This is a genomic window from Rhodococcus sp. PBTS 1 (assembly GCF_001620025.1).
Classification (GTDB): domain Bacteria; phylum Actinomycetota; class Actinomycetes; order Mycobacteriales; family Mycobacteriaceae; genus Rhodococcoides; species Rhodococcoides kroppenstedtii.
Genome location: NZ_CP015219.1, coordinates 1,535,848 through 1,553,890, shown reverse-complemented (window position 1 = coordinate 1,553,890; position 18,043 = coordinate 1,535,848). Strand labels below are relative to the sequence as shown.

Sequence of the window (18,043 nt, the reverse complement as noted above, 5' to 3'; positions counted from 1 at the left end):
GTGTGCCCGGCGTCTCCGCCGGTTGTCAGTGCGCCGGAACCGTGATGTCGGCAACGGCGCGCTCGATCTCCCGCGCCACCGACTCGACGTGCGGTTCCCGCAACAGGTCGGTGTGCGATCCGGGTACGTCGGCGATGCTGATGCGCCCCGTGACCACCCGACTCCACACGCGGTCGTCCTGCTCGTTGCCCGCGGTGCGCAGCACGGTCACCGACCCCGGGTACGTCCGGGGCGTGTGCCCCTTCAGCATCCGGAGGCCCTTGTTGTAGAACAACATCCATTGCGTGATCGGCGCGAAGGTGACGTATCCGGCCACCATCATCTGCAGCCGGATCCGCAGGAGCGCCGGCAGCGAGAGGCGCAGCTTCTCGTACACCGCATCGGGATCGACACCCGCGCTCTCCGGTGCCTCCTCCGCCGCGGCGTCCACGCCGTCGAGCAGGGCGGTGGTCAGACGACTGTCCACCACGACCACCTCGACGACGTCCTCCCCCGCGTCGTGGAGCATCGACGCCATCTCGAGTGCGACGATGCCACCCATCGAATGCCCGGCCAGCGCGTACGGTCCGGTGGGGCGGACGCGACGGATCTGCTCGACGTACCGCCGAGCGGCCGCGCGCACGGTGCGGTCCGGCCGGGCCCTGGATTCGAGCCCGTGTGCCTGCAGTCCGTACACCGGCCGCTCCGGATCGAGCCGACGAACCAACGGGATGAGCGAGACGGCCGGCGCCCCGGCCCCGGTGACCACGAAGAGGGGCACGCCCGTCCCCGTCTCCCGCAGCGGCACCAGCACTCCGGTGCCCCGTCGGCTTCGGGACCCGGCGCGGGTGGTCTCGTCGATCAGATCGGCGATCGCGCGGACGGTCGGCTCGGCCGCGACCCTCGCGGGGTCGAGGTCGACGTGGAAGCGCTCGCGCACCATCGTCGCCATGCGCACGAACGACAGCGAATCGGCGCCCGCGGCCACCAGATCGTCGTCGAGATCCACCGTCACGCCGAGTGCCGTCCCGACCAACTCGGACGTGGCCACCACGGTCAGGGAGGACGACGTGCGGGTCCGTGCGGACGGCGTCGTCACCTCGGGGGCGGGCAGCGCGGCACGGTCGACCTTTCCGCGCGTGGTGCGCGGAATGCGCTCCAAGGGCACGACGAACCGCGGAATCATCCACTGCGGCAGTCGGTCTCCCGCGGACGCGCGAACGGCCCGCACGACCCGCTGCGCGTCGTGGCCGCGAACGCACGCGACGTAGGCCACGAGCTCGGTACGGTCGTCCACCTCGGTGGAGGTCACGGCGACGTCGGCGACGCCCTCGACGCCGGCCACGGCGGCCGCCACCTCACCCGGCTCCACGAGGTAGCCGCGAATCTTCACTGCGTCGTCGAGGCGGCCGAGCAGATGCAACAGTCCCTCGTCGTCCACACGGCCTCGATCGCCCGTGCGGAAGAATGGGACACCCTCGGCGTCGACACCGAACCGGTCCGACTCCCGGCCGAGGTAACCGACCGCGGGTCTCCCGCCCCGCACGATCACCTCGCCCGCGGATCCGGGAGCGACGGCGCGACCGTCCTCGCCCACGACGTCGAGACGGCGGCCCGGAACCGCGCGACCCGCGCGGACGCGTCCCTCGGGAACGTCGTCGGTCGGCGAGACGCGGGACCAGGCGACCACACCGCATTCCGTCACGGCGTACCAGTTCAGGATGTCCGCTCGTGGCGCGAGAGCATCGCGGCACCGGACGACGTCGACGCCGAGCAGCGGCTCGCCGTAGGTCACGACGGCCCGCACGGTCTCGACGACCGGCCGTGGTCCGTCGGGCGCGGACAGCGATCGCACCAGGGCGACCGAGGCGTGCATCGTGGTGGCGCCGACGGCGCGGAGCCAGTCCCCGAGCGCCGCCGGGTCGGACACGCGTGGATCCCACAACGCCACCGTCGACCCGGACAGCAGCCCGGCGAGCAGGGCGGTCGTGCCTGCACCGAAGGACACGGGCAGCAGGCACCCGACGACGTCGGACGGCGTCAGACCGACGGCTGTGCGGAGATCGTCCGCCTTCCCCGCCACTCCCCCGTGGTCGAGCACCACGCCTTTCGGGTCACCGGTCGATCCGGACGTGAAGCACACCATGGCGGTCCGTCCCCGATCGACGCGGGTGACCGGCGGCGGGAGGACCTCGACCGCGGTACCCGACAGGGGACGGTCCGCGACGACAGCGCCGGCGGACGCGAGCACGGCGGCGCGCTTCTGTCGGGGAAGACGGTCGTCGACCAGGACGAGAGGATGCCCCGACGCCAGAACTGCGCACGCCGCGATCACGGTCTCGACCGACGAGTCCGCGATCACCGCGATCGGCACAGCGGTCGGACCACCCACACCGTGCGCGCTGCACAACGCCGCCGCGCAACGCCGGGCGGCGGCGACGAGTTCGCCGTAGGTGATCGACCGGGTCGACGTCGTGACGGCACGAGCGGCCGGATCGCGGCGGGCCACCCGCGCGAGGCGGGCGAACACCGATGGGTCCGTCTCCGCCGTGTCCGGCGTGCGCGTGTCCGACATTCGCGTGGCCGGCACTGCCGCGATGCCGGACGCGCCGGGGGCAGCGTGAGCGCTGTCGAGACTCATGGGAAACCACCGATCATTTGTCGATTCGACTCGAATGACCGGTTTATCGTACCGAAAGATTGTTTGTTACGTACTCGTTCGATCAGCGGCTTGCTCCATGGCGCGAAACCAGCCGCGCCTTCGACGCGCAAGTGGCCGTCAGCGGCATCTCACCGCGACTCGCGCCACCCGATCACCGTGGCGCCGGCGGCGAGTCCGGCGAACAGGGACACCAGTCCGGTGAGGGTGGCGGTCGACGCGGGCAGATCGAAGGCCGCGCCCGGTTGCAGTGCGGCGCGCCGGGCGAGGTCGACGGCGGCCACGTGTATCTCCTCGTGCGTCCGCGCGCGGCCGGATCCGGCCGCGCCGACGACGGCGGCCGCACGCCACCAGTCCAGCGGCGTCGGGGCCCCACCGCCGTCCTCGTCCGGCCCCCAGTGCACCTCGTCCCACCACATCGCGTGCGTGGCGACTCCGGAGTCCTCGTCCACCGACGTGGGGCCGAGCGGTACGGCGCCGTGCGAGGCCGCGACGGCGGCCCGCCCGGCCTGCGGCCAGGAGTCGTCGAGAATCAGCGCGACGTGGCCCGCGGACAGGACGGCGAGCAGATCGGCGAGAGCATCGACCGACGGATGGGCCGTGACGCACAGCGGCACGGACGGCGACGCGCCGTGTCGGCGTCGGACCTCGGCGGCGCGGCGGCGGACGAGGACGAACAGTTCGCCGTAGGTGACGGCGTCGTCACCGTGGACGTAGGCGGTGGCGGACGCGTGCCGCCGAGCCGATGCGTGCAGCGACACCGTGGACGCGCCGACTCGCCGATGGACGGCCGCGCGGGTGGCGCCGTTCGTCGTGATGGACATGTGGTGGTCACTCTCGTCGTCCCGCGAACCGTCTCGAGGACGGTTCCGTGGTCGGCGAGTGTACTCACGGTTTGTTTCGATCGTCCAGGCTGCTGCGGAACCACTCCGCGCGCGGGGCGCCCGTGTGGGTCCACACGTGCTTGAGTTGCTGGTATTCGTGCAGACCGGACGGACCGAGTTCGCGGCCGTGCCCGGACCGGCCGAACCCGCCCCATTCCGCGGCCGGGGTGTACGGGCCGTAGTCGTTCACCCACACCGTGCCGTGCCGGAGTCCCCGCGCCAGGCGGTCGGCACGCGCGGGGTCCGCCGTCGCCACCCCGGCGGCGAGGCCGTAGCGGGTGTCGTTCGCCAGACGGAGCGCCTCGGCTTCGGTGGTGAACCGCTCCACCGTGAGAATCGGGCCGAACGTCTCCTCACGAACCACCGTCATCGTGCGATCGCACCCGTCGAGCACGGTCGGCGAGAAGAACGCACCGTCGCGCAGACTCTCGTCGCCCGGTGCGGCGCCGCCGCACCGCAGCACGGCGCCCTCGGTGATCGCCCCCTCCACGTACCGCTGCACCTTCTCGCGATGGGCCCGCGAGACCAGCGGGCCGGCATCGCTCGAGGCGTCGAGTCCGGGCCCGAGCACGATGCGCCGCGCACGCCGGACCACCTCGTCCACCACACGCTCGGCCACCGTCTCCTCGACGATCAGCCGGGTGCCCGCGGAACAGACCTGACCGGAATGCAGGAAGGCACCGGTGAGCACGCGGTCGACGGTGGCGTCGATCCGGTCGGGGGTGACCGCGTCGGCGAAGACCACGTGCGGGTTCTTGCCGCCGAGCTCGAGCGCCACCCTGGTCAGCAGCGGCGCCGTCGCCGTGAGAACGGCCGTGCCGGTCGCGGCCCCGCCGGTGAAGCTCACGAGATCGACGTCCGGGTCCGTGGTCAGCGCGGTCCCGACGTCGGCGCCGGGTCCGTGTACCAGGTTCACGACGCCGTTCGGCACCCCCGCCTCCACCAGCGCTCGCGCGAAGAGCACGGTCGACAGCGGGGTGACCTCGCTGGGCTTGAGCACCACCGTGCATCCTGCGGCCAGCGCCGGCGCCACCTTCCAGGACATCTGCAGAAGGGGGTAGTTCCACGGAGCGATGGCCACGCAGACCCCGGCCGGTTCGCGGACCACCCGCGACAGCACGGCGGCATCGCCGACGTCGACCACCCGGTCCGAGGGCCGCTCCGCCAGGTCCGCGTAGTAGCGGAGCACCGACACCACGTCATCGACGTCGACACGACTCTCGGCGAGGGTCTTCCCGGTGTCGAGCGTCTCCACCTCCGCAATGGCCTCGCGGTCGCGCTGCAGCACGTCCGCGGTGCGGCGGAGCACCGAGCAGCGGCGAGCCTGCGCCGAGACCGCGGACCACTCGCCCGCGTCGAACGCCGTGCGCGCGGCACGGACCGCCGATCGGGCGTCCTCGACAGACGCGTCGTCGAGCTCGACCAAGGTGCGTCCGGAAGCCGGATCGACCACCGGACGAGCGCGGCCGGAGCTGCCGGAGAGCCACGTTCCGTCGACGAGGAGGGGCCGCGCGAACACAGCTCGGTCCAGGCGCCCGGCGGCGGCCTCGTGCGGGGTCGGGTCGATCACGCAGACCACTGTCGCAGCCCGACGACCCGGCGGCGAAATCGGGGACAGTCCCCGTTTCATCCGCTGTGACAAACCGACGGTGCGTTGACTGTGAGTGTTCGGAACAACCCCGCGGGTGCTCGTGGCAGTGACGACGGTCTCGGTACCTTCGCGGGCATGACCGCCGAAACCCTGGCCGACGCACCCGCTCCGGAGGAGTACGACCCCGCGCAGCACGCGATGGACATGGTCGGCTACCACTACCGCGCGGACGACCACTACGAGGTCGGCCGCGAGAAGGTGCGCGAGTACGCGAAGGCCGTCCGGGACTTCCACCCCGTGCACTGGACGGAGGACGGTGCCGCCGAGCGCGGCTACGACGCCCTCATGGCCCCGCCCACCTTCTTCTCCCTGGTCGGGATCCTCGCGCAGCAGAAGCTGCTCGGCCGCATCGCCGCGGGGTACGACCTCACGCGCATGCTGCAGACGGACCAGTACGTGGAGTACTACGGCCCCGTCCTCGCCGGCGACCGCCTGACCTGCGACGTCTCGCTCGACTCGTTCCGCAAGGTCGCCGGGCGTGGCTCCATGGTGACCAAGACGGTCCTGACGAACCAGCGGAACGAACTCGCCCAGATCACCTACACCACGTTGCTCATCGACCGCCCGTCCGACGACGACCGGAGGATCGAGGACGCCGCGCGCGGGATGGTCATGGCCGGAATGTTCGGCCCAGACGCGGCGTCCGCCGACACCGAGACCAATCCGGACGGCGACGACCTCGAGGCGTCCTACGACCCGCCCGTCCGGGTGCCCTTCCGGGGTGCACCCACCCGTCGCTTCGAGGACGTCACCGTCGGCGAGGCCCTGCCGCAGCGTGTCGTCTCGCTCACCCGCGGCGACCTGATCAACTACGCCGGCGTGGTCGGCGACAACAACCCCGTGCACTGGAGCGATTCCTTCGCCGCCATGCTGGGCCTCGAGACCGTGGTGGCCCACGGCATGCTGACGATGGGCCTCGGCACGGGCTTCGTCTCGCAGTGGGTGGGCGACCCGGGTGCGCTCAAGGACAGCACCGTCCGCTTCACCAGCCCGGTGCTGGTGCCGCCGGTGGGCCACACCGAGGTGACCATCGACGGCGTGGTGAAGTCGCTCGATCCCGAGGCCCGCACCGCCGTCGTGTCCATCGACGCGCGCTGCGCGGGCAAGCGCATCCTGGGCCACAAGGCCACCGCGACGGTGCATCTGGCCTGACGGCCGATCACCGCCGGCGTACTGCTCCCCGCACCGTCGCAGGGAGTTCCGACACACGGTCGTAGGGCCCGACGACGGCGGCCGCCATTGGCCGCCGGAGCAGGTCGGACGCGACGGCCCGTACGTCGTCCAACGTGACCTCGTCGATACGCCGCAGCGTCTCCTCGACGGACCGGTGGTTGCCGTAGTTGAGTTCGCTGCGGCCGATCCGGTTCATCCGGGATCCCGAATCCTCCAGTCCGAGAACGAGACTCCCCCGCATCGATCCCTTCGCCCGCGCGCATTCCGCATCGGTGATGCCGTGGGCGGCGACGTCGGCGAGGACGCGCCGCACGGTCTCCGCCACCTCGGCGAGGTTCTCGGGCTGGCAACCGGCGTAGACCGAGAAGGCACCGGTGTCGGCGAACGTGTCCACCGACGAATACACGGAATACGCGAGTCCACGTTCCTCGCGAATGCTCTGAAACAGCCGAGAACTCAAGCCGCCGCCGATCGCGGTGTTGAGCACCGACAGGGCCCAGCGGTGGCCTTCGTACCGACCGTAGGCCTGCATGCCCAGGCACAGATGCGCCTGCTCGCTGTCGCGGGTGGTGAGGCTGAGGGTGGGGGCGGCGACCACCGGGCGACGAGCGACCCGGCGGGGTGCCGGGTCGACGGGCACGTCGAGCCGCTCGCCGAACGCGCGGCGGACACCGGACACGACGTCCTCGTGGTCCACGTTGCCGGCCACGGCCACGACCATGCGGTCCGGGGTATAGCGCCGACTGTGGAACGAATGCAGCTGACGGCGGGTCATCGCCTCGATGGACTCGGTCGACCCGATCACCGGCCGACCGACCGGATGATCGCCGAACAGCGCCGTCAGGAACGCGTCACCGAGCAGATCCTCGGGGTCGTCGTCGCGCATCGCGATCTCCTCGAGCACCACCTGGCGCTCGACGTCGACGTCCGACGATCGGCACAGTCCCCGAAGCACCACGTCCGCGACGAGCTCGAGACCGAGGTGCAGATCCTCGTCGAGCACGTGCGCGTAGAAACAGGTGTTCTCCTTCGAGGTGAACGCGTTGAGTTCCCCACCCACGCCGTCCATCACCTGCGCGATGTCCAGCGCGGTGCGAGTGGGGGTGGCCTTGAACAGCAGATGCTCGAGGAAGTGGGCCGCACCGGCAACGGTGCGCCCCTCGTCGCGCGATCCCACCGCGACCCAGACACCGACCGACGCGGAGCGCACCCCGGGAACGAACTCGGTGACCACGCGGACACCGCCGGGCAGGACGGTGCGCTGGACGCCGAGCGTGGTGGAGACCGCAGAGCGGCGGCGCGGCCCGGAACCCGAGAGTTCCGTCGGCCGCGCCGCCGCGTTCGCGTACTTCTTACTCAGCGCCGACCTCGGTGGCCGACTCGGCCGAGTCGGCGGCCGGAGCAGCCGCAGCCGCTTCGTCCTCGACCGGCACCAGGCTGATCTTGCCGCGGTTGTCGATGTCGGCGATCTCCACGCGAAGCTTGGAGCCGACGTTCACGACGTCCTCGACCTTGTTGATGCGCTTGCCGCCGCCCAGCTTCGAGATGTGCACCAGGCCGTCGCGACCCGGCAGCAGCGAGACGAAGGCACCGAACGCCGTCGTCTTCACCACGGTGCCGAGGAAGCGCTCGCCGACCTTGGGCAGCTGCGGGTTCGCGATCGCGTTGATGCGATCGATCGCCGCCTGCGCGGACGGGCCGTCCGCAGCACCGACGTAGACCGTGCCGTCGTCCTCGATGGAGATATTGGCGCCGGTCTCCTCGGTGATCGAGTTGATCATCTTGCCCTTGGGCCCGATGACCTCGCCGATCTTGTCGACGGGGACCTTGATCGCCGTCACGCGCGGGGCGTAGGGGCTCATCTCGTCCGGGCCGTCGATGGCCTCGGCCATGACGTCGAGGATGGTCACGCGGGCGTCCTTGGCCTGCGACAGCGCGCCGGCGAGAACCTGCGAGGGGATGCCGTCGAGCTTGGTGTCGAGCTGCAGAGCCGTGACGAACTCGCGGGTGCCGGCGACCTTGAAGTCCATGTCGCCGAACGCGTCCTCGGCACCGAGGATGTCGGTGAGGGCGACGTAGCGGGTCTCCCCGTCGACCTCGTCGGAGACGAGACCCATGGCGATGCCGGCGACCGGAGCCTTCAGCGGCACACCAGCGTTCAGCATGCCCAGCGTCGAGGCGCACACCGATCCCATGGAGGTCGAACCGTTGGAGCTCAGCGCCTCCGAGACCTGACGGATGGCGTAGGGGAACTCCTCCTGGCTCGGCAGCACGGGCAGCAGCGCGCGCTCGGCCAGCGCACCGTGGCCGATCTCGCGACGCTTCGGCGAGCCGACGCGACCGGTCTCACCGGTGGAGTACGGCGGGAAGTTGTAGTGGTGCATGTACCGCTTGCTGGTCTCGGGGCCCAGCGAATCGATCTGCTGCGCCATCTTGACCATGTCGAGCGTGGTCACACCCAGGATCTGGGTCTCGCCACGCTCGAACAACGCGGAGCCGTGGGCACGCGGCACCACGGCCACCTCGGCAGAGAGATCGCGGATGTCGGTGATGCCGCGGCCGTCGATGCGGAACTGGTCACGCAGGATGCGCTGACGCACCGAACGCTTGGTCAGCGAGCGGAACGCCGCGCCGATCTCCTTCTCGCGCCCGGCGAAGCGGTCGCCGACGATGGTGAGAACCTGGTCCTTGACCTCGTCCAGCTTGGCCTCGCGCTCCGCCTTGCCGGCGATGGTGAGGGCCTCGGTCAGCGGGATCTGCGCCGCACCCTCGACCGCCTCGAAGACGTCCGACTGGTACGGGGGGAACAGCGGGAAATCGCCGGTCGGCTTCGCTGCGGCCTCGGCCAGCTGCTTCTGCGCCTCGCACAGCGACGCGATGAACGGCTTGGCCGCCTCGAGCCCCTCGGCGACGATCGCCTCGGTGGGAGCCTGCGCGCCGCCGTCGATCAGCGAGAGCACGTTCTCCGTCGCCTCGGCCTCGACCATCATGATGGCGACGTCGGCGTCCGCACCCGAGCCGGAGACGATGCGGCCGGCGACGACCATGTTGAACACGGCCTGCTCGAGCTGCTCGTTGGTGGGGAACGCCACCCACTGCTTGTCGATCAGCGCCACGCGGACACCGCCGACGGGGCCGGTGAACGGCAGGCCGGCGAGCTGCGTGGAGGCCGACGCGGCGTTGATGGCGACGACGTCGTACAGATCCTTGGGATCGAGGCTCATCACGGTGATGACGACCTGGATCTCGTTGCGGAGCCCGTCGACGAACGTCGGGCGCAGCGGCCGGTCGATCAGGCGGCAGGTCAGGATCGCATCCGTGCTGGGGCGTCCCTCACGGCGGAAGAACGAGCCGGGGATGCGGCCCGCGGCGTACATGCGCTCCTCGACGTCCACCGTCAGGGGGAAGAAGTCGAAGTGGTCCTTGGGGTGCTTCGACGCGCTGGTGGCCGAGAGCAGCATCGTCTCGTCGTCGAGGTACGCCACGACCGAGCCCGCGGACTGCTTGGCCAGGCGGCCGGTCTCGAAGCGGATGGTGCGGGTGCCGAACGACCCGTTGTCGATGACGGCGGTGCTCTCGAAGACGCCCTCGTCGACCTCGGTCGCGGCGTCGGTGGTGGTGGAATCGGTCATGTCTGTCTTCATCGTCCTCTCGTCTTCGCCGTGCCCACCCGGGCGCGCCGGCGAACCCTCTGGTTCACCTGCGGCGTCGTCCGGTCGGCGAATCCGAGGCGGCCCACGATCGAAGCTCGTCGGCGTGCGACATCCGACGAACCACTACCGAAGACCGACCCGACCGTCCGACCGGACGGCACACGGCTGCTTCTTATCGCCCGCGTTCGGGCGACAAGTGAAAACCCTACCGTTCCGGCGGCGAACGACCGAACGGCCGACGAGGATCAGCCCACGGGGCTGCCTCGCCGGCTCGTTCGCGACGTACGACGGGGAACTTATCGACGCAGGCCCAGACGCTCGATGAGCGAGCGGTAGCGCGCGACGTCGACCTTCTGCACGTACTTCAGCAGGCGACGACGACGTCCCACGAGCAGCAGAAGGCCGCGGCGGGAGTGGTGGTCGTGCTTGTGCTGCTTGAGATGCTCGGTGAGGTCCGTGATGCGCTTGGTGAGCATCGCCACCTGCGCCTCCGGCGACCCGGTGTCGGTCTCGTGGAGGCCGTACTCGCCGAGAATCTGCTTCTTCTGTTCGGTGGTCAACGCCACTGGGGTCACTCCTGGAAATACCGTCCGCGCGTGAATGGGGCCGCGCGGCACGCCGCGCGGTGTTGCCGCCGCCGCGAACCGCAGCAGACAACGATCGACCAGATTACCAGGCCGCTACCCGGCGGCGAGAACCTCACGCGTTCGCACGACGTCGCGATCCATCTGGGCGACCAGCTCGTCCACGGACGCGAACGTCTCCATACCGCGCACCCGCTCGACGAAATCGACGGCCACGTGCTGCCCGTAGAGATCGGCGTCGCCGTCGAGCACGAACGCCTCCACCGTGCGGGTACGCCCCGAGAACGTGGGATTGGTGCCGACGGAGATCGCGGCCCGGCACCGCTCCCCCGGCGTCACCGTGCCCGTCACCGGCCCGGCCCCCAGCACGGTGAACCAGCCCGCGTAGACGCCGTCCGCCGGAATGGCCGCGTGCATGGGGGGTTTGACGTTGGCGGTGGGATAGCCGATGGTGCGTCCCCGCCCGTCCCCGTGCACGACGACGCCCTCGACGCGGTGCGGTCGGCCGAGCGCGGCCGCGGCCGCGGCGACGTCACCGGCATCGACGCACGAGCGAATGTAGGTGGAGGAGAACGTGACCGCGTCCTCCGCGAGCAGGCTCAGACCCTCGACCCCGAAACCGAACTTGCGGCTGGCCTCGCGGAGCAGGTCGACGGTGCCGAGCGCTTTCTTGCCGAACGTGAAGTTCTCCCCCACCACCACGTCGACGACGTGCAGGCGGCCGACCAGGATGTCGTGGATGTAACTGTCCGGCGTGACCTTCATGAACTCGCGCGTGAAGGGCATGACGCAGAAGACGTCGATGCCGAGCTCCTCGGCCAGTTCGGCGCGCCGGGTGAGCGTGGTGAGTTGAGCGGGGTGGCTGCCGGGGCGCACCACCTCCATCGGGTGCGGATCGAACGTCATGAGCACGGCCGGCACCCCGCGCTTCGCCGCGAGCTCGACGGCGAGGCCGATCAGTTGTGCGTGACCACGGTGCACTCCGTCGAACACGCCGATGGTGAGAACACAGCGACCCCAGTCGGCCGGTACGTCTTCCAGACCACGCCATCTCTCCACAGCCGCCAAGCCTACGGCCCCGCGTGTGAGCGCGTCCCGGTGTGGCCCCGGCGCTAAGCTGTCTCGCGTGTCCGCCCCCGCCCTGTCCACGGTCGCGCAGGACTATCTCAAGACCATCTGGACCGCCGGCGAGTACTCCGAGGAACCGGTCAGCACCAAGCTGCTTGCGACGCGTCTGAACGTCTCGCCGTCCACTGTCTCCGAGGCGGTGCGCAAACTCGCCGATCAGGGTCTGGTCGACCACGCCCGGTACGGCGCGATCACGCTCACCGAGGACGGCCGCCGCGCCGCCGTCGCCATGGTGCGTCGGCATCGCCTCATCGAGACGTGGCTGGTCGACGAGATGGGCTACGGCTGGGACGAGGTCCACGACGAGGCGGAGGTGCTCGAACACGCCGTCTCGGACCTGTTGGTGGACCGCATCGACGCGAAACTCGGTCACCCGTCCCGCGATCCGCACGGCGATCCGATTCCCACCGTGGACGGCACGATTCCGGCCCCGCCCGCGGTCCCGCTCGCCGAATTCGCCGCGGGTCGGGCGGGGCACGTCGCGCGCATCTCCGACTCCGACCCCGACATGTTGCGGTACTTCGAGAGCATCGGCATCGCCCTGGACCTGGTGATCACGATGGTCGAGCGTCGGGACTACGCCGGCACGGTGTCGGTCGCGCTCGGCGACGGCGACACCACCGTCGAGCTGGGCACCGTGGCCGCGGAGGCGATCTGGATGACCGCCGACCCCGGCTAAGTGCCGAGAGTCGCCGGGCGGACCACCATCACGGAGCCCGCCCGCTTGCCGCGCTCCTGCACCAGGGCCACCGTGCGCCCGTCCGGCCCCACCGCCGCGTAGACACCGGCCATCCCCACGGGGTCGAGCCACCGTCCCTGGCTGAGCGACTCCGCCTCCGCCGCCGAGATGTCGCGGCGCGGGAAGGCCGTCGCCACCGCGGCGTCGATGTCGAGACTCACGTGCGGATCCGCGCGCACCTCGTCGAGAGTGCGCGCGTGCTCGAGCGTGAACGGACCGACGCGGGTGCGCCGCAGGGCCGTCAGATGGCCGCCGACACCGAGCGCGGCTCCGAGGTCACGGGCGAGGGCCCGCACGTACGTTCCCGACGAGCACTCCACGTGCACGTCGAGATCGATCGCCTCGTCGGACCGTCGACGTCGCAGGATCTCGAACCGCGAGACCGTGACGGGCCGAGCCGGGATGACGACGGTCTCGCCCTCCCGGACCAGCGCGTGCGCCCGACGCCCGTCGATCTTGATGGCACTGACGCTCGACGGCACCTGCTCGATGTCGCCGGTCAGCGCCGCCACGGCGTCGTCGACGGCGTCGTCGCGGACGGTGGCGACGTCACCGCGTGAGACGACGTCGCCCTCGGCGTCGTCCGTCGTGGTGGCGCTGCCGAGACGGATCGTCGCCGTGTACTCCTTCGTGGTGAGCGAGAGCAGGCCCAGGATCTTGGTCGCGCGCTCCACTCCGAGCACCAGCACCCCCGTCGCCATGGGATCGAGGGTCCCTGCATGACCGACTCGGCGGGTGCGCAACGCCTTGCGGCAGGCCGACACCACGTCGTGGCTGGTGACACCACCGGCCTTGTCGACGACGAGCAGGCCGGCACCGTCGAGTCCGGAGGGCGGTGGAGTGTGGTCGGGCACGAGCGAGAAGTGTGCCAGACGGTGTTCTCAGGTCACCGTGACCGCGGTGAGCACCAACCCGTCCGTGACGATCCACCGACCGCTCAGCGCCGTCAGCGGCGCACCGGAGGTGGTGTGACCCGGGACCAGCAGTTCGGACCGGAAGGACCCGGTGGGCGCGCCCTCCTCGTCCTGACGCTCGAAGGTGATGTGCGCGTCCTCGAAGCCGAGCCAGCGACCGGTCAGCGGGTACCAGGCCTTGTACGTCGCCTCCTTGGCACAGAAGAGCAGCTTGTCCCAGTGCACCTCGCCGTCGGTGCGGGTGGCCAGAACGTCACGCTCGGCGGCGATGCTCACCGCGTCGAGCACCCCGTCCGGCAACGGCTCGTGCGGCTCGGCGTCGATACCCACCGACCGCAACCGGAGGGCGTAGGACACCGCGGCGGCGCGATAGCCGTCGCAGTGGGTGAGGCTTCCCACCACCCCGTTAGGCCAGACCGGCGACCCCATGTCGCCGCGCAGGATGGGCGCCGGGTCGAGACCGAGACGGCCCAGGGCGAGACGGGCGCAGTGGCGAGCCGAGGTGAACTCCCGTTTCCGTTTGTCCACGGCCTTCTCGATCAGATGCGCCTCGCGTGGGTGCGGCTCCAGACCGGGCGGATCCTCGAACAGTTCCTCCGCGGCCACGCCGGTCGGCAGGATCGTGCCGAGGACCGCCTCGCTCATCGCCGCCTCCGATCCGTCATCTTCTCCACTTCCGCTTCCATCTCCGGCGTCACCGTGAAGTGGCCGCCCCACTTGTTCAGGCTGCCCGGCGGGTACTCGGGAACCGGCAGGATCTGTCGCAGCGGGTTGTCCGGCAGGCCACGGCGCTTCCATTCGCGCGGGTAGCCGACCGACACCTCCTCGAAGCGCACCCCGTCGTAGTACGTGGTTCGGGGGATGTGCAGGTGCCCGTACACCGAGCACACCGCGTGGTAGCGCAGATGCCAGTCCGCCGTCTCCGTCGTCCCGCACCACAGCGCGAACTCCGGGTAGAACAGCACGTCGGTGGGTTGCCGTACCAGCGGCCAGTGGTTGATCAGCACCGTGGGCGTGCCCGGCTCGAGATCGGCGAGGCGACCGCGGGTGTAGTCGAGCCGCGCGGCGCACCAGGCGTCGAGGGTCGCGTACGGGGTCGGGGTGATGAGGAACTCGTCCGTCGCGACCACGTTGCGCTCCCGGGCGAGGGCCAACCCGTCCGCCTTGGTCGACGTGCCCTCCGGCAGGAACGAGTAGTCGTAGAGCAGGAACATCGGCACCAGCGTGACGGGGCCGTCCGGCCCGGGCCACTGCGGGAAAGGATCCTCCGGCGTCAGCACGCCCAGCGACCGGCACAGGGTGACCAGGTAGTCGTACCGGGCCTGGCCGTGCATCTGCACGGGATCCTTGACGGTGGTCCACAGCTCGTGGTTTCCCGGGACCCAGATGACCGTGTGAAACCGGCTCGCCAGCAGCGACAGGGCCCACTCGATGTCGTCGGTCTTCTCCGACACGTCGCCGGCGACGATCAACCAGTCGTCGGGGGACGCGGGAACGATCGACTCCGTGACCTCGCGGTTGCCCCGATGCCCGACGTGGATGTCGCTGACCGCCCAGAGTGTCGGGGTCTTCTCTTCCACCTGCTGCGGCACCTGATCACGGTCCTTCGCTCGTCGTACGGTCGGCGCCCGTGACGGTCCACCGGCCGGACAGGGTCCGGTGGACCACCGCGGCGGCTCTCAGGGTAACGAACACGGCGAGGCCCACCCAGATTCCCGGCAGCCCCCAGTCGAGGACCAGGGCCAGCCAGATCATCGGGAGAAACCCGACCAGCGCGCTCAGCAGCGTCGCGGTCCGCAGGTACGCCGCGTCGCCGGCGCCGAGCAGCACGCCGTCGAGGGCGAACACCACCCCGGCGATAGGCACGATCGCCACGAAGATCCACCACACGGAGTCGATCGACGTCAGCACCGACTCGTCGGCGGTGAACACTCGCGGCAGCGGCCCCACGAGCCCGGCGAACACGGCCGCCAGCACGACGGCGAAGCCGACGGACCACGCCGTCACGTCGCGCGCAACACGCACTGCTGCCGCGCGCCGGGCCGCACCGAGAGCGGCCCCCACCAGCGACTGCGCAGCGATCGCCAGCGAATCGAGCATCAGCGCCGTCAGGTTCCACAGCTGCAGCACCACCTGATGCGCGCCGACCGCGCCCGCGCCGAAACGCGAGGCCACCGCGACGGCCGAGAGGAAACACGCCTGGAACGCCATCGACCGCAGGATCAGATCACGGCCGAGCACCAGTTGCTTCCGCACGATCGCGGCGTCGGGTCGGACCGAGCGAGTTCGCGGACCACGCACCACCGCCCCGACGAACGCCGCCGCCGACACGCTCTGCCCCACCACGTTGGCCACGGCGGAACCCTCGAGCCCCATCGGCGGTCCGACCACGCCGTGGACCAGGACCGGGCACAGCACCGCGGACAGACCCAGGCCCAGCACGACGTAGCGGAGCGGGCGCACCGTGTCCTGCACACCACGCATCCAGCCGTTGCCCGCCATTGTCACGAGAATGCACGGCACCCCCAGCACGGCGATGCGGAGCCAGGACTCGGCGCGGTCGGCGATCTCCCCGCCGCCCCCGAGCACCGACGTGATCGGCCCGGCGAGGACCTGCACGATCGCCACCAGGAGCAGGCCGATACCCACGGCCAGCCAGGTGGCCTGCACACCCTCGTTCTTCGCGTCGTCGTCCCGGCCGGCCCCGTGCAGACGCGCGGCGCGGGCGGTGGTGCCGTAGGAGAGGAACGTCAGTTGCGTGCTCACCTGCGCCAGCACGAGACCGCCGACGGCCAGGCCGGCCAGCGGCACCGACCCCAGCCGACCGACGATCGCCGTGTCCAGCAGCAGGTAGAGAGGCTCGGCGACCAGAACGCCCAACGCGGGAAAGGCGAGGCCGAAGAGCGTGCGCGCCGAGACCCGTCCGTCGGGCCGCGTCACTCCAGCGCGGCGACGAGCGCCGCCACGGCCTCGTCGACGTCGCCGGTGACCGTGTATCCGGCCGAGAAGCGGTGGCCACCGCCGCCGAGCGTCGTCGCGGTGGTCGAGACGTCCACCGCGGATTTCGAGCGCAACGACACCGACCACCCGCGGTCGTTCTCCTTGAACACCGCGGCCACCTCGGCTTCGGCCGTGGTGCGGACGATGTCGACCACACTCTCGATCTCCTCGGATCGCAGCCCGCCGACGTCGTCCAGCCGGACCACCGCGTAGACCAGCCCGCGGGCGCCCGCCGCGTCCGGCAGCAGCCGCGCCGAACCGAGCACGCGCCCCAGCATGGGCAGCCAGCCGAACGGGTGGGTGTCGAGCAGGGACCGCGTGATGGCCGCGCCGTCGATCCCGGTGGCCAGCAGCCGTTCCGCCAGCAGGTGCGACCCCGGCCTGACCCAGCGAAAGGACCCGGTGTCGGTGACCAGCCCGGCGAACAGGCAGTGGGCCAGATCGCGGTCGACCACGATGCCGGCCGCGTCGAACAGGGCCGCGACGACGGCGGTGGTCGACTCCGCCGACGCGTCGACGAGGTGGTGGGTGCCGTAGAAGGTGTTCGATCGGTGATGGTCGATCACCAGAGAGACTGCGCCGTCGAGTCGGTCGCCGAGGGACCCCAGCCGCTCCCGGCTCCCGGCGTCGACGGTGACGACGAGGTCGACCTCGGTGCGCACCTCGTCGGGGGCGGTGACGAACTCGGTTCCGGGCAGACCCACCATGGAATCGGGAAGGCGGGACGGCGCAGCGAACGCGACCTGCACGGACGCACCACGGCGATCGAGCGCGATCGCCAGCGCGAGACCGCTGCCGATGGTGTCGGCGTCCGGCTGGACGTGGCACAGCACCGTCACCGTCGACGCGGCGTCGAGGACGTCGAGGGCCGCCCGAAGATCCGCGGCCGGGAGATCGGTCACCGTTCGTCGGTGGCCGAGGCGTCGTCGGTCCGCGGCGCCTTGTACGGATCGGCGTCTCCCGCCGGGGTGGCGCCGGCGGCGGCCGCGGCCACTTCGCTGTCGCTGCGACGAGCGCGTTCGAGCAACTCCTCGAGGTGGCGCGCCGCGTCCGGAACCGTGTCCGCCACGAAGGTCAGCGTGGGGGTGAAGCGGACTCCGGTGCCCGCCCCGACCTTCGTGCGCAGTGCGCCCTTGGCCTTCTCCAGACCGGCGGCGGCCGACACGAAATCGGGCTCGGCGTTGAGGGTCTCGCCGCGCACGGTGTAGTACACCGTGGCGTCGTGCAGGTCCGGGGTCACCTTGGTGTCGGTGACGGTCACGAACGCGAGGCGAGGGTCCTTGATCTCGTGATCGATGGCCGTCGCCACGATGGCGCCGATGCGCTTGGCCAACTTACGAGCGCGGGCTTGGTCAACCACGACGCGCCTCCCTCTCGGTCAGTCCTCCGGCCCGAACACGCGGCGCCGGACGGCGAGTAATTGCAGCTCGGGCCGGCCGGCCACGTGCCGTTCGCAGGTGTCGAGCACCTGGTGAAGATGCGAGACGTCGGCCGTCGCGACGGCCACGCCCACCATGGAGCGACGGTAACGCTCCTGCTCCCCCGTCTCGGCCGCCGACACTCCGTAGCGCTGCAACGCCGCCACGACCGGCTTGATCACCGACCGCTTCTCCTTCAGCGAATGCACGTCACCGAGCAGGATGTCGAGCTCGAGGGCTCCCAGGAACATGTACGTCACC

16 protein-coding genes are annotated in these 18,043 nt (G+C 70.7%); 2 read left to right on the top strand and 14 right to left on the bottom strand.

Annotation, left to right across the window (positions count from 1 at the left end; translation table 11 throughout):
- Positions 1–25: 25 nt before the first annotated feature.
- The 3 genes from A3Q40_RS07025 to A3Q40_RS07015 form a co-directional block, all read right to left on the bottom strand.
- Positions 26–2,620, bottom strand: a complete 2,595-nt coding sequence (locus A3Q40_RS07025) for an AMP-binding protein (protein WP_068100745.1) — start codon at positions 2,618–2,620, stop codon at positions 26–28.
- A gap of 149 nt (positions 2,621–2,769) precedes the next feature.
- The gene (locus A3Q40_RS07020) at positions 2,770–3,462 is read right to left on the bottom strand and encodes an AMP-binding protein (protein WP_068100743.1); all 693 of its coding nucleotides are present in this window, start codon (positions 3,460–3,462) and stop codon (positions 2,770–2,772) included.
- 64 nt (positions 3,463–3,526) lie between these two features.
- On the bottom strand, positions 3,527–5,053 hold the full coding sequence (locus tag A3Q40_RS07015) for an aldehyde dehydrogenase family protein (protein WP_068105518.1): 1,527 nt from the start codon (positions 5,051–5,053) through the stop codon (positions 3,527–3,529).
- Between the two features lie 195 nt (positions 5,054–5,248).
- On the opposite strand from A3Q40_RS07015, the gene A3Q40_RS07010 reads away from it, so the two are divergent.
- On the top strand, positions 5,249–6,325 hold the full coding sequence (locus tag A3Q40_RS07010; protein ID WP_068105514.1) for a fused (3R)-hydroxyacyl-ACP dehydratase subunits HadA/HadB: 1,077 nt from the start codon (positions 5,249–5,251) through the stop codon (positions 6,323–6,325).
- Between the two features lie 7 nt (positions 6,326–6,332).
- On the opposite strand, the gene A3Q40_RS07005 is transcribed toward A3Q40_RS07010, so the two are convergent.
- From A3Q40_RS07005 to A3Q40_RS06990, 4 genes are all read right to left on the bottom strand, one after another.
- On the bottom strand, positions 6,333–7,598 hold the full coding sequence (locus A3Q40_RS07005) for a M16 family metallopeptidase (RefSeq protein WP_235606572.1): 1,266 nt from the start codon (positions 7,596–7,598) through the stop codon (positions 6,333–6,335).
- A gap of 100 nt (positions 7,599–7,698) precedes the next feature.
- The gene (locus A3Q40_RS07000; protein WP_068100739.1) at positions 7,699–9,978 is read right to left on the bottom strand and encodes a polyribonucleotide nucleotidyltransferase; all 2,280 of its coding nucleotides are present in this window, start codon (positions 9,976–9,978) and stop codon (positions 7,699–7,701) included.
- Between the two features lie 317 nt (positions 9,979–10,295).
- Positions 10,296–10,565 carry a 30S ribosomal protein S15 gene (gene rpsO, locus A3Q40_RS06995; protein WP_068100737.1) on the bottom strand — a complete coding sequence of 90 codons (270 nt, stop codon included), beginning with the start codon at positions 10,563–10,565 and terminating at the stop codon, positions 10,296–10,298.
- A 114-nt stretch (positions 10,566–10,679) separates the two neighbouring features.
- On the bottom strand, positions 10,680–11,642 hold the full coding sequence (locus tag A3Q40_RS06990) for a bifunctional riboflavin kinase/FAD synthetase (protein ID WP_074922304.1): 963 nt from the start codon (positions 11,640–11,642) through the stop codon (positions 10,680–10,682).
- Here A3Q40_RS06990 and A3Q40_RS06985 point away from each other — a divergent pair.
- On the top strand, positions 11,581–12,390 hold the full coding sequence (locus A3Q40_RS06985; RefSeq protein ID WP_082833803.1) for a metal-dependent transcriptional regulator: 810 nt from the start codon (positions 11,581–11,583) through the stop codon (positions 12,388–12,390). The two genes, A3Q40_RS06990 and A3Q40_RS06985, sit on opposite strands and share 62 nt — an antisense overlap.
- Here the strand turns inward: A3Q40_RS06985 and truB are convergent.
- The 7 genes from truB to A3Q40_RS06950 are packed head-to-tail and all read right to left on the bottom strand — an operon-like array spanning position 12,387 to position 18,033.
- Positions 12,387–13,304: a tRNA pseudouridine(55) synthase TruB gene (truB, locus tag A3Q40_RS06980; protein ID WP_068100731.1), complete on the bottom strand. Its 918-nt coding sequence runs from the start codon at positions 13,302–13,304 to the stop codon at positions 12,387–12,389. The genes A3Q40_RS06985 and truB overlap by 4 nt on opposite strands.
- A 27-nt stretch (positions 13,305–13,331) precedes the next feature.
- Complete coding sequence (locus tag A3Q40_RS06975) at positions 13,332–14,009, bottom strand: 4'-phosphopantetheinyl transferase family protein (protein ID WP_068100729.1); 678 nt, start codon at positions 14,007–14,009, stop codon at positions 13,332–13,334.
- A complete protein-coding gene (locus tag A3Q40_RS06970; protein ID WP_371829371.1) occupies positions 14,006–14,956 on the bottom strand; it encodes a metallophosphoesterase family protein in 951 nt (316 codons plus the stop codon). Before A3Q40_RS06970 ends, A3Q40_RS06975 begins: the two co-directional genes overlap by 4 nt.
- A 4-nt stretch (positions 14,957–14,960) precedes the next feature.
- On the bottom strand, positions 14,961–16,304 hold the full coding sequence (locus tag A3Q40_RS06965; protein WP_068100727.1) for an MATE family efflux transporter: 1,344 nt from the start codon (positions 16,302–16,304) through the stop codon (positions 14,961–14,963).
- On the bottom strand, positions 16,301–17,266 hold the full coding sequence (locus A3Q40_RS06960; RefSeq protein ID WP_068100725.1) for a DHH family phosphoesterase: 966 nt from the start codon (positions 17,264–17,266) through the stop codon (positions 16,301–16,303). The genes A3Q40_RS06965 and A3Q40_RS06960 overlap by 4 nt, the downstream gene beginning before the upstream one ends.
- Positions 17,263–17,724 (bottom strand): 30S ribosome-binding factor RbfA, encoded by a 462-nt coding sequence (rbfA, locus tag A3Q40_RS06955; RefSeq protein WP_068100723.1) that lies wholly within the window; start codon positions 17,722–17,724, stop codon positions 17,263–17,265. The genes A3Q40_RS06960 and rbfA overlap by 4 nt, the downstream gene beginning before the upstream one ends.
- A gap of 18 nt (positions 17,725–17,742) precedes the next feature.
- On the bottom strand, positions 17,743–18,033 hold the full coding sequence (locus A3Q40_RS06950) for a DUF503 domain-containing protein (protein ID WP_068105508.1): 291 nt from the start codon (positions 18,031–18,033) through the stop codon (positions 17,743–17,745).
- Positions 18,034–18,043: the final 10 nt, after the last annotated feature.

Coding starts and splice junctions, on each gene's coding strand:
- A3Q40_RS07025 (WP_068100745.1), bottom strand. CDS start 2,620: ATGAGTCTCGACAGCGCTCACGCTGCCCCCGGCGCGTCCGGCATCGCG.
- A3Q40_RS06975 (WP_068100729.1), bottom strand. CDS start 14,009: ATGAGCGAGGCGGTCCTCGGCACGATCCTGCCGACCGGCGTGGCCGCG.
- A3Q40_RS06950 (WP_068105508.1), bottom strand. CDS start 18,033: ATGTTCCTGGGAGCCCTCGAGCTCGACATCCTGCTCGGTGACGTGCAT.
- A3Q40_RS07000 (WP_068100739.1), bottom strand. CDS start 9,978: ATGACCGATTCCACCACCACCGACGCCGCGACCGAGGTCGACGAGGGC.
- A3Q40_RS06985 (WP_082833803.1), top strand. CDS start 11,581: ATGGTGAGAACACAGCGACCCCAGTCGGCCGGTACGTCTTCCAGACCA.
- A3Q40_RS07010 (WP_068105514.1), top strand. CDS start 5,249: ATGACCGCCGAAACCCTGGCCGACGCACCCGCTCCGGAGGAGTACGAC.
- A3Q40_RS07020 (WP_068100743.1), bottom strand. CDS start 3,462: ATGTCCATCACGACGAACGGCGCCACCCGCGCGGCCGTCCATCGGCGA.